7 protein-coding genes are annotated in these 12,442 nt (G+C 44.0%); 3 read left to right on the top strand and 4 right to left on the bottom strand.

Going from position 1 to position 12,442, the window contains the following annotated elements:
* Positions 1-6 precede the first annotated feature (6 nt).
* A complete protein-coding gene (locus BLR32_RS31360) occupies positions 7-2,376 on the bottom strand; it encodes an ABC transporter permease (protein WP_089838182.1) in 2,370 nt (789 codons plus the stop codon).
* 359 nt (positions 2,377-2,735) lie between these two features.
* On the opposite strand from BLR32_RS31360, the gene BLR32_RS34190 reads away from it, so the two are divergent.
* Entirely contained in the window at positions 2,736-2,903 is a 168-nt protein-coding gene (locus BLR32_RS34190; RefSeq protein WP_176842495.1) for a hypothetical protein, read from the top strand.
* Positions 2,904-2,978: 75 nt separating this feature from the next.
* Here BLR32_RS34190 and BLR32_RS31365 read toward each other — a convergent pair whose 3' ends face one another.
* The gene (locus BLR32_RS31365) at positions 2,979-3,449 is read right to left on the bottom strand and encodes a VOC family protein (RefSeq protein ID WP_089838184.1); all 471 of its coding nucleotides are present in this window, start codon (positions 3,447-3,449) and stop codon (positions 2,979-2,981) included.
* A 175-nt stretch (positions 3,450-3,624) separates the two neighbouring features.
* Between BLR32_RS31365 and BLR32_RS31370 the strand changes: the two genes are divergently transcribed.
* Positions 3,625-4,701, top strand: coding sequence for a WD40 repeat domain-containing protein (locus BLR32_RS31370; protein WP_089838185.1), 1,077 nt, complete (start codon positions 3,625-3,627; stop codon positions 4,699-4,701).
* A 3-nt stretch (positions 4,702-4,704) separates the two neighbouring features.
* On the opposite strand, the gene BLR32_RS31375 is transcribed toward BLR32_RS31370, so the two are convergent.
* Together BLR32_RS31375 and BLR32_RS31380 are read right to left on the bottom strand one after the other, a co-directional pair.
* Positions 4,705-5,265 (bottom strand): SMI1/KNR4 family protein, encoded by a 561-nt coding sequence (locus tag BLR32_RS31375; RefSeq protein WP_089838187.1) that lies wholly within the window; start codon positions 5,263-5,265, stop codon positions 4,705-4,707.
* Positions 5,266-5,276: 11 nt separating this feature from the next.
* A complete protein-coding gene (locus BLR32_RS31380) occupies positions 5,277-9,362 on the bottom strand; it encodes a hybrid sensor histidine kinase/response regulator transcription factor (protein ID WP_089838189.1) in 4,086 nt (1,361 codons plus the stop codon).
* Positions 9,363-9,939: 577 nt separating this feature from the next.
* On the opposite strand from BLR32_RS31380, the gene BLR32_RS31385 reads away from it, so the two are divergent.
* Complete coding sequence (locus tag BLR32_RS31385; protein ID WP_089838191.1) at positions 9,940-12,429, top strand: glycoside hydrolase family 95 protein; 2,490 nt, start codon at positions 9,940-9,942, stop codon at positions 12,427-12,429.
* Positions 12,430-12,442: the final 13 nt, after the last annotated feature.

Consider the following 12,442-nt stretch of genomic DNA (forward strand, 5'->3'; position numbering starts at 1 on the left):
GAAAAATTATTCTGACTTCAGGCTTTTTACCGGATTAGCGACTGCTGCTTTAATGGCCTGGGCACTTACAGTCAGCAAGGCTATTATAACGGCAAGCATCCCTACCGCGATAAATAGCCACCAGCCTATATTAATACGGTAGTCATATTTTTGCAGCCAGTTATTCATTAATAAAAAAGCAATAGGGGAGGCAATCAGGCAGGCGAGCCCTACCAGATAGATAAACTCTTTAGACAGTAATATCCAGATACCCGGAACTGATGCTCCCAATACCTTGCGGATGCCTATTTCTTTGGTTCTGCTTTCAGCCATAAACATCGCAAGACCAAATAAGCCAAGGCAGGAAATGAAGATCGCTAATCCTGCAAGTATGGCGGCCAGTTTACCAATCTGTTTTTCCCTGGCGAATTTCCCGCCGAATTCCTTGTCCACAAAACTGTATTCAAAAGGAAACGAAGGATTATATCTGCTAAAAACTGTATGAATAGCAGACAATGCTTTTTTCAGATCGACGCCTGGTTTTAAACGCAGGAAAATATTATTGATGACATTGCCATCGAAAAGGATGGCCTGAGGATACACGGGTTTAAAGGGATCATCCATTATGACGTTTTCTACTATTCCGACAATAGTTACTACCCGGTTTCCCGACTTCATTGTCTTTCCAATCGGGTCTTTGTAACCAATTACTTTTAACGCCTCCTCATTTAAAATCACGGCATTTGAGTCGGTTTTGTAATCTATTGAAAATGGACGGCCCTCCCTAAATTGTAAACCGACAGTTTTTTCAAAATCCCAATCAGTCATCAGCGCATCCAGGGAGATGTCAGTATTAGGTTCCTTTCCGGTCCAGGAGAAGTCACTCCACCGGTTGGCATTTTTTGTAATTGGTTGTGAGGCCTTTGATACCGATTCAATATAGCCACTATTCAGAAGATCCTGTTTTAATGCCACATAATTTCTGGCAAGGTTATCGGTACCATGAATGGAAATCAGGTTGTCCGGCTTATAACCCAATGACCGGTTCCTGGCATGATTGATCTGCTGGAAAACAACTACGGTACTGATGATTAAGCTGATGGAAACCGCGAACTGGAAAACAACCAATACCTTCCGAAAGGTAGTGGCGCTTTGGTGTTGTTTAAAAGTTCCCTTTAGGGTTCTGGCCGGTAAAAATGAAGAGAGGTATAATGCCGGGTAACTGCCAGATAGAAGTCCTGTCACTATACAAACAAGTAGTAAAAAAGTCAACAGGGAAATGTTGCTGAAATCAAGTTTGATATTTTCAAAACCCAGGTCTTGTAAAAAAGGTAACGACAAGTATATTATTCCAATAGAGAATAAAAAGGCGAGAAAGGCTGTCAGCATAGACTCACTTAAAAACTGGGTCACGAGTTGCTTACGCTGAGAGCCAACAGCCTTGCGGATACCAACTTCTTTTGCCCGTTTTTCAGAACGTGCAGTTGAAAGATTCATGAAGTTGATGCCTGCAATAAGCAGAACGAAAATACCAACGATGCCAAATAACCTTACATATTCTATTTTACCTCCTATATTTACCCAGTTTCTGTAGTCACTGTACAAATGCCATTTGCTTAAAGGATGAAGGAACAAAGTTTGATTTTTCAGATGAGGATCTTTTTGTACATTCAACGGACCAATTTTTTTTGAGAAGTTATCCATGGATGCGCCTTCTCTCAATTCCACCACATTCATAAGAAAATTATTGCTCCAATTGGCGGTATTGCTTCTTACCCACTCAGACTGCTCCATAACAAACTGGTATGGCACCAGAAAATCAAAGTCCAGTGTAGAGTTTTTAGGTACGTCGTCCATCAACGCAGTAACCTGCATATTAAACTCACCATCCATTTTTATTGCCTTACCGATCGGATCCGCTGTGCCAAACAGGGCGGTTGCCAGTGACCGCGTAAGTATGATGGAATTAGGATCTGTTAATGCAGTTTTAACATTACCTCTCACCAGTGGAAATGAGAACATTTCCAGGAAATCAGGATCCACATATCTTCCTTTTTTGTTGAATTTGTTGTCGCCCGTTGCGAGGGTATAGTTTCCGTTTGTGGTTAACCGCGTAACCCTTTTTACCTCAGGATAATTGTTTTTCAGTTCATAATATAAAGGTAGGGGAGTCGCTTCCTGAGTGCTTCTGTTATTGTTAAACAGCGTATGCTTTTGCACAAGAGCTATGCGATCTCCATTTTTATGAAATGAGTCAAAACTTGTTTCATACTGAATCCATAAACCTATAAGCGTAATAAAAGCCATCCCCATTGCCAGGCCGAGAATATTGATAAACGACAAGCTTTTGTTTTTCCAAAGATTACGCCACGCTATTTTTAGATAATTTTTTAACATAGTAATGTTTTGAAAATCAGATCATATCCGCATAGCGTTCAAGGAAGATGCCGGAATTCTATTGGTTACTAATCAGCTGGTTATGAAATGGGGATAGGTCAGACTGTACGGTTTTGACACAATAAATGTTCATTTATGAACTTACAGCGTTTTTAGAAAAGAGATTGAATTTTTTTAACGGGAAAATCCGAAAATTAAAGAAAGAACTATAAGATATAGACCTTGTTTCGAATCAATGAAAACCCAACTTGTAAAGCATTACATGGATACACTGGGGCAGAAATTATTTACGGGAGAAGATTGGGGATATTTACTCCAGCTGCCAGAAAATTGTAAATTCGTACTTTAAGACTATTTCAATGGGAAATAATAACTATTATAGACTTGATGAAATTGGTTTTATTGGTGTACAGGAGGAAAGATTCCCGGCCAGTAAAAAATATCATGATAATAGAACCGCTAGGATATTTAAAGCCGCCAAAGCTGTAAAATCCGCAAAGTCAAAAAAGACTTTGAAAAAAGTATAAACAAATGTTTGCTTTCAATAAAAAGCCTGCCGCTTTAACCGGCAGGCTTTTCTATTTTATCTCATAAGCAATACCTCATCCCATCGCTGCTTCTTCCAGCACCCCAATATCCAGCTTCTTCATCTTCATCATCGCTGTCATGGCTCTCTGTGCCCTACCTGGATCCTTATCCTGCAATAACTCCTGTAACCCATTCGGCACTACCTGCCAGGACAAACCAAACTTATCCCGCAGCCATCCACATTGTTCTATGGTACCGCCTTCAGAAAGGGCATTCCACAATTTATCCACTTCCTCCTGTGTTTCACATTTGATAAACATAGACACTGCAGGTGTAAAAGAATAATGCGGCCCGCCGTTGAGTGCTATAAAGTCCTGTCCATCCAGCTTGAACTCTACCGTCATTACTTTTCCTTCCTGGCCGGGAAGGCCGGGAGGATAACGGCTGATCTTTCCAATAGATGAATTTTTAAAAAGGGAAGTATACAGCTTTGCAGCCTCTTCCGCCTGGGTATCGAACCATAAGAAAGGAGTGATCTTTTGCATAACAGTAGTTTTTAGGTGCGTTGATACAGCAAACTTACCCTTAGAATTTCGTACAAAGGAGGTGTGATGCAGACATCTGTAAGGGTAGATCAGGACAGTATTAATTTTAATCGCGATGTACCATACTGAGCTTTAAAATTTCGAATATTACCATTAACTTACATCACCAGCAGTTATGGGAAAGATATTTACACAAATAACACTCAATATCCATCAACGGTTAGCCTTGGAAGCCAACCCCATCTGTATCACAGAATTGGCGGACGGCGGCTATCTGCTTAATTTCAACAAAGACCCGCATGTCATCAGACTTGACAGCTCATTCAATGTAGTCTGGAAGAAAGACCTGCAGGCGCAGACGATCAACTACGTCAACTGTATGATCACTGCAAGTCCGGATGGAAAGATGATGGCGCTTTCCGGCAATGAGACCATACGCATATTAGACCTCGATGCCAATCTACTGTGGGCATTTCCGCACGAGCCATGGGGGAAGTTCCTCGGATCGCCTTGCGCTTTTTCATCCGACGGACAACTGATCTGGTTCATTATACCAGGTAGTTCTGCATTGGAGAATGATATACTATATACTGTCAGAGCATGCGACTTTAAAGTAATAGACACCTGGATGATGGATGGAAACCAGGACTATAACTACATGTTCTATTCGACACCGGATAATCATGCTATGATCATCGAGGCCGCCGCCGGACAAGATGCCAGCCTGTTTTATCGCGTGCGATTGGAAGATGGAAGGATCAGCTGCGAAGAACTATCTGAGTGCCATGACAAGATCATGGGCAGTTTTTCTCCTGATGGGAAGGAATTTGTCACAGCGCCTCATCATGAAGATGGAATTGAATTGTTCTCATTCCCGGAAGTAAAAAAGACCGCTGTCCTGGAAAGTGATAAATTGTTTGCAGAAAGAAACGAATACCCTACTATAGACGATGGTGACAGTGTTGAGTATGTAGCCTTATATCTGAATGATAAGACACTGCTGACATTTACACGCTTTGGCAGATTATTACTGATAGACAGGGAGAGCCTGAACTGTACCGGAGAGCTCGTGCCCGAAGGTTGTGAGATCAGAGCTTACGACATGGCCGGCCGGCCTACCACTAATCCCCGCGACGTCATTGACTATGCAGGAGAGATTGTCACAGTGGCGCTGAATAAACAACATCAGTTGTTAGTGACGCACAACTCCGGCGAAGTAAGGACATACAATCTCCCTGAAACGCTTTACTGATCATTAAGCTTCTCCTGCATAATTGCCTTTGGGATATCCCTCAGGTGCCTTCACCTCGAAGTATTCATCGAAATCTTCAGCAGCAGTAGTGTCATATAGATGATTAAGGGAAGTAATAAAACTGGTAAGATCAGGAGCAATAGTGTTCCTGTCATTGTCCGCATGCCAGAACTCAATGATCTGTCCGCGGATACCGGTAAATACCCCGGCAGTGTCATAACAGACACAATCGCCGCCACCATTATCGAAGATGGGAATCCATGCAGGATGCCACCAGTTCTCCAACTCAAAGTCAGTGCCTATCATGGAAGTGTGTTCCCTGGCTGTGGCTAAGGCATGCTCTAATGAAAGGAACATGGAATTATTCACAAATGCCTCATAAGAATCATCACGTTGCCCATTCTTCCATTGGTATAATGCACGAAGGTCTGTAGGAATCGTTACATTATACTCCTTTTCAAGTGCTGTTATTGCTTCTGTTGAAAGTCCCGGTTGTAAGGTAGCATAATAAGCAGCTCTTTTACTTGCCAGATGACCGTCCAGTTTGTTGAGAAATGCTTGCATAGCAATCAGTTTTAAGTGTTCTTATAAGCTGAAGGTAACACGCCGTATTCCAGTTTGAAATATTTTGCAAAATACTTAGGATTATTGAATCCTACCTCATACGCTACTTCTGCTATCGTCAGCTGACTTTTGCCCAGTAGTTGAGCCGCTCTTTTCAGACGAATGGAACGTATGAATTCAAGCGGTGTTTTCCCTGTAAGGGATAACAGTTTCTTATACGCAGATACCCGGCTCATATGCAGTTCGCGGCTCAATTCTTCTACAGAGAAATCCGGGTTGGATATATTCTTCTCAACAATCTGTAAGGCCTGCTGGATAAACAACTCATCCTGTGAAGAGATGGCTATTTCCTCCGGGTGTGCGTCAATATGCTGCTGGAAAGTTTTCTTCAGTGATGCCTGTTGTGTGATGATATTGCGGATACGCGACAATAACACCTCATAGTTGAATGGTTTGGTGATATAATCCGTAGCTCCGTTATCCAGTGCTTCCAGCTGATCTTCTTCTGAAGCGCGTGCCGTGAGCAGGATGACAGGCAAATGCGCCAGGCGTTGCTGCTGCCGTATCCTGCGACAAAGCTCCAGGCCGTCCATCTCAGGCATGTTCACATCGCTGACTACCAGGTTGGGAACTGTTTGCTGGAGAATGTTCCATCCTACCTGTCCATTAGGCGCATCAATGATATGAAAGTGCACACTCAGGTTATCCTTGAGATAGAACCTGAAATCTTCACTATCTTCTATCAGCAGCAAAACCGGTTTCTTGCCGGCGTATGTTACAGGGGCTGCCACTGTAACAGGAGCGGCAGACATGATCGCTGTTTTCTCCGGTGCTGTAGTGACAGGTTTACCGGAGATGCCCTGTACAGGCAACAGGATAGTAAAGCAACTACCCATACCTGGGGCACTATCAACAGAGATGGTACCACCATGCAGCTTTACAAATTCACGTGTGATACTCAGACCTATGCCGCTGCCCTGGTTGACCATAGAGCCCGGAATATCATGCTGGAAGAACCTTTCAAAGATCCGTTCCTGCTGTTCTAAAGGAATGCCGATACCATTATCCTTGACCATAATAGCCAATACCGAACCCTGTTGCAGTTGAACATCCACAGAAATATTCCCCTGTTCCGGTGTGAACTTAAACGCATTGCTTAACAGGTTAAAGATGATCTTTTCTATTTTGTCCGGATCATATAACATGTTCAGCTCTTTGATGCTGCTATGAAAGTCCAGGTGTATCTGTTTCTTTTCCGACAGGTCAGAGAAAGAGGTGGTCAGCTCTTTTATAAATGCGACAATATCTCCTTCACTGGTGTATAGCTTGATCTCCTGTACTTCCATCTTACGGAAGTCCAGCAGCTGATTAACGAGATTCAGTAAGCGGCGTGCATTGCGTTGCACCAGCACCAGTTGTTGCTGAAGGTTATTCTCCAGTCCCTTACCCAGTATCTTTTCCAGCGGAGTGATGATCAGGCTCAATGGCGTCCGGAATTCATGACTGACGTTGGTGAAGAAGCGGATCTTTAATGCATCCAGTTCATGTATGCGTTGGGCTTCCTGTTTCTCCTGCTCAATACGGGCACGTAACCTTTCCCTTTCCAATACTATCCTTCTCGCCAGTATCAGTGCACCTATAATGAACAAGGCATACAACATGAATGCCAGTGGTGTTCTCCAGAAAGGAGGCAGGATGGTGATATGTAATTCAAGCGGGGCCGGCGTCCATACACCATCATTGTTGGACGCTTTTACACGGAAGGTATATTCCCCGGGATCCAGGTTGGTATAAGTTGCTTTGCGTAGATTCCCATCTGCCGTGAGCCATTCATTGTTGAATCCTTCCAGCATGTAAGCGTATTGATTCTTCTCCGGATGGAAATAATTCAATGCGGCAAAGGAAATGGAGAACACATTCTCCCTGTATTTTAATGTGATCTTTTGTGTTTGTGTGATGGATTGTTGCAACAGGATACGCCCGTTGATGGTTTCTCCGGGCGACATACTTTTATTGAAGATCTGGAAGTCGGTAAGGACAATGGGTGGTATGCTCTGATTAATAGCAATGGAATGCGGATAAAAGAGATTGAAACCATTACCTCCACCGAAGATCAGTTCGCCTTTGCTGGTTTTTAAAGCAGCGTTTTCATTGAACTCTCTCCCCTGTAAGCCGTCTGATTCATCATAATTCTTAAAGTGGAAAGTGTACTTCGCAGATTGTCCCTGAATACTGAGATTGGATATACCATTGGCAGTACTCATCCATAGCGTTTTATTCTTGTCTTCCAGGATATTCAATACAGTATTGTCGGGCAAACCATCTTCTTTTCGGAGGATACGTATCTTTTTTGTAGCAGGGTCATACAGGTTCAATCCTTCGCGGGTACCTATCCATATTAGTCCGCGGCTATCTTCGAACATGCAGAGAACATTCTTGTTGCTCAGGCCATCGGGCTGTTTATCTGCGGTATCATAGTGAGTGAACTTACCTGCTTTATTCATGACATCCATACCATCTGCAGTACCTATCCAGATATTACCGGTCCTGTCTTCCAGTATGGATGCTATATAAAGAGAGCGCATGGTGTTAGAAACCCTGTTGTTAAACCGCTGGAATTTGCCGGTGGCCCTGTCAAGGATGTTCAGGCCTCCGCCTAATGTACCGACCCACAGGCGTTGCTGACTATCTTCAAAGATCTCCCAGACGCTGTTGTCACTAAGACTATTGGAATCGGCAGGATCGTTTTTATAATGGATAAAACGACTGCCGTCAAAACAATCCAGTCCGCCGAAATAGGAACCAATCCATAATTTCTGTGCACGATCTATCCAGAGGCTCACAATCACATTCCCGCTGGGTGTATTGGGGTTGCCCGCTTCGTGCAGGTACTGCTTAAAGGTATTATGCTGGCGGTCAAAGTAGATCAATCCACCGCCATTGGTGCCGATCCAGAGATTTCCCTTAGCGTCTTCCGCAAAACGGTTGACGTCATCGTAAGGGAGACTGTTGGCCGCAAATACCTGGTGCTGGTATAAAGGGAACTTGACAATATTCTCGTGGTAGTAACAGATCCCCTTCTTATAAGTACCGATCCAGATGATGCCTGAGTTATCCCGATATAAAGCGTTGATACTATTTTGACTCAGACTCTTAGGATTTTCACTATTATTGAGGATGTACTGTATGGATTGCTTTTGTTTGTCGATGATATTTAATCCGCCGTGATCTGTTCCTATCCAGATAAGGCCCTGGTTATCCTGTACCACACCTCGTACAATATTCGTATTAAGCCTTATCGCACCAGTATTCTGGTTATAATGTGTGAAGGTGGCGTTGCGTTGATTGTAGTAATAAATACCCTGTATATCGGTATTGCTGAAGATCCAGAGATCGCCGTCCCTGTCGGCCATCATCTGGTAGTCCTGCTGTTTGCTGCGGCCGTCCTGTTCAGGCATCTGTACCTGGTAAACTATCGCGTGACTGCGGCCATCCATTTTTTGCAGCAGCCCATCTGCATGCAGTATCCAGATATTGCCGGCAGAGTCTTCTGCAATGGAACTAAGGGGAGTGTTCTCTGTTGCCTTAAAGTTGATCTTCGTAGCTTTATGTGCAGCAGGAGTGTATCCAAACAGACCATTCTTTGGCATGACAAACCAGTACATGCCGGCTTTGTCCTTCATGATCTGGCCAACAGAATCGCCGGGAATACCGTATTGTCTGAGTACAGGCCGGATGTCCTGCTGAAAGTTCCCTTTGTCAGGATGATAGATGTTCTGGCCATTACGGTTGGTGATCCATAGCAGGCCATCAGGGCCTTCCATGAGGCCGGAAATAAAGTTATCAGAAAGGGTAGTGGAATCACTGAGCGCCTGGTGAAACACTTTGAAACTATAACCGTCGTAACGGTTCAGGCCCGACATGGTACCGAACCACATGAACCCGCGACTATCCTTCAGGATGCAATTGACCTGGTTAGATGAAAGTCCCTGAGTAATATCTATCCTGGTCAGCTGGTATTGTGACGAGCTTGTTTGTCCCCTGAGTAAAGCGGGTAAGAATACCAGCAGGAATAGAATAAATAGCTTTTTCTCCACTTGTGTAATTAACGCGGATATATAATTTTAAATGTCTGTTCTACAATATAGAACCTCTCAGGTAAATAAAAAAAGAAAGGTCGAAAGAATTCGACCTTTGTGCTAAAATTCCACGTTATGGTACTCAGGTCCATAAAGAGTTAAATATCTTCGGAGGTAGCCCGTCATGGCTGTTTACAAGAATTTTCCTTGTTTTTTATACGCCGTTGTTAGGTCAGATTTTGAAAGAAAATATATCGACTTAGACATAAAATCAGACATACTTCGACCCACACTTAGCTCTAACAGCTCCACAATAAAAGCTAACCTATAATACTTTTTTATTGTTATCTGATGAAATCTTCGCAGAGTGATATGAGCTCATACTCGTTGATCAGCTATCAGCCAGGATTTCATTCATTCACTTGTGCTGGAGGTAACTTACATCTTATCCCGGCAATATATGATTTACACAACAAATGTAATACCCCTGTAAGTGATAACCAAAGGTTTGTTCTCTTTTTTTCGCAATCGTTTGCATTTCCTTTTAAAAAAGCTGAACTTGTTTATTCGACAATTATTTTATTTTTTCACGTCTATGAACAGAACAGGTCTTATTTTGCTATTGTTGCTCTCTGCAGGAGCAGGTCATTTACGGGCGCAGCAAGCCGGTAACAAGCTGAAACTCTGGTACAAGGAACCAGCCGTTGAATGGTCTCAGGCTTTACCACTGGGTAATGGCCGGTTGGGTGCCATGGTGTTTGGTGGTACCAGTGAAGAATTGATTCAGCTTAATGAAGCTACTTTATGGTCCGGCGGACCAGTTAACAACAACATCAATCCGGGCGCAGCTAAATATCTGCCTGCTGTAAGAGAAGCTTTGTTCAGCGAAAAGTACCATGAAGCAGATAGTATTTTACGGAAGATGCAGGGCGCCTATTCCCAGTCTTTCCTGCCATTAGGAGATGTGCGTATCCGGCAACAACTGAAAGATACCGTAGTAAGCCAGTATTACCGCGATCTGGATATTGCGGATGCGAAGGCTGTTACCCGTTTCAGCAGTAGCGGTGTTACCTATACCCGTGAAATGTTCATCTCTGCACCTGACCAGGTGATCGTGATACGACTTAAAGCGAATAAAAAGGGGCAGTTAAACTTTACAGCATCCGCTTCGAGCCAGCTGAGATACAGTACTGTGGTAACAGGTAAGAAAGAGATAGCAATGAGAGGTAAAGCACCTTCTCAGGCTGATCCCAACTATGTAAACTACAACAAAGAGCCCATTAAATATGAAACACCCGGTAGCTGCAACGGTATGCGCTATGAACTGCGTATGCGTGCTATAAGCCCTGATGGTAGTGTTACAACAGATACCGCAGGTATCACAGTCAGGAACGCAACGGAAGTTACATTGCTGCTGACGGCTGCAACAAGTTTTAATGGTTATGATAAATGTCCGGATAGCGAAGGTGTGGATGAAAAAGCGTTGGTAGACGGATATCTCAAAAAAGCGGCTGCATTGTCTTACGACAATCTGCTGAAACGTCATGAGCAGGATTATCATACTTTCTTCAACCGTGTATCTCTGCAACTGGATGGCGCTGATCAGAGTGCATTACCTACAGATGAAAGGCTGCGGCGTTATACAGCAGGAGGGAAGGATGCAACACTGGAAAGCCTTTACTTCCAGTTTGGCCGTTATCTGCTGATCTCCAGTTCACGTACAAAAGCGGCTCCTGCTAACTTACAAGGTATCTGGAACAAAGAATTACGCGCACCCTGGAGCTCGAACTATACCATCAACATCAATACAGAGATGAACTACTGGCCCGCAGAAGTGTGTAACCTGATGGAAATGCAGCGGCCACTGTACCAGTTACTAAAAGAATTGTCTGTAACTGGTCAGCATACAGCACACAATTTCTATAATACCCGCGGATGGGTAGCGCATCACAATACAGATATCTGGGCTATTTCTAATCCGGTAGGAGATAATGGCAAAGGAGATCCGCAGTGGGCTAACTGGATGATGGGTGGTAACTGGTTGTGCCAGTTCCTGTGGCAGCACTACCGTTATACAGGTGATGTGCAGTTCCTTAGAGATACGGCATATCCTATTATGAAATCAGCGGCGCTTTTCAGCCTGGACTGGCTGGTAAAAGATCCTGCTACGGGATTACTTGTTACTGCTCCTGCTACTTCTCCGGAGAATGTGTTCGTATTGGAAAACGGAACGCGCGAAGCCGTATCTATAGCCAGTACGATGGATATGACTGTCATTCGTGAACTGTTCAATAATGTGATCAAAGCAGGTGAAGTATTGAAGGTAGATAATACGTTGCGTGATTCTTTACAGATTGCTGCCGACCGTCTCTATCCATTTAAGATCGGGAAAGATGGCAGTCTGCAGGAATGGTATAAAGACTGGCCTTCTTCCGAGGTAGAGCACCGTCATATTTCACACTTATATGGCCTGTTCCCCGGCGATCAGATCTCTCCTTCAACAACACCTGAACTGGCCAATGCTGCCAAACGTACACTTGAGATCAGAGGTGACGGCGGCACTGGTTGGAGCAAGGCATGGAAGATCAATACCTGGGCCAGACTGGAAGACGGCAATCATGCGTATAAATTATTGCGCGAGCTGCTGACCCTTACTGGTAAAGGTTCTATCGATATGCATGATGCAGGCGGTACTTATGCTAACCTGTTTTGTGCACATCCGCCGTTTCAGATAGATGGTAATTTCGGAGGCACTTCCGGTATTGCACAAATGTTGCTCAACGGACAATCAAATGCCATACATTTGCTGCCTGCTCTTCCTGATAGCTGGTCTGATGGCAAGGTAAAGGGCCTGCTGGCATTTGATGGTCATACGATCGATATGAGCTGGAAAGCGGGAAAGATCACCAGTGTAACAGTGCATGCGACAAGAGCGGGTACCTGTTACCTCGTATCAAAACATCGACTGAAAGCAACGGGTAACGCACAGCTGGCGCCTATGAAACCGAAAGATCCATCTGCCGGTTATCCATATGCCCTGCAAACAAGCGCCGGTGGTGTCTATACCTTACAGGGAGCAGAATAACGTAATGCAGAAA

The organism is Chitinophaga filiformis (genome assembly GCF_900102545.1).
GTDB lineage: Bacteria > Bacteroidota > Bacteroidia > Chitinophagales > Chitinophagaceae > Chitinophaga > Chitinophaga filiformis.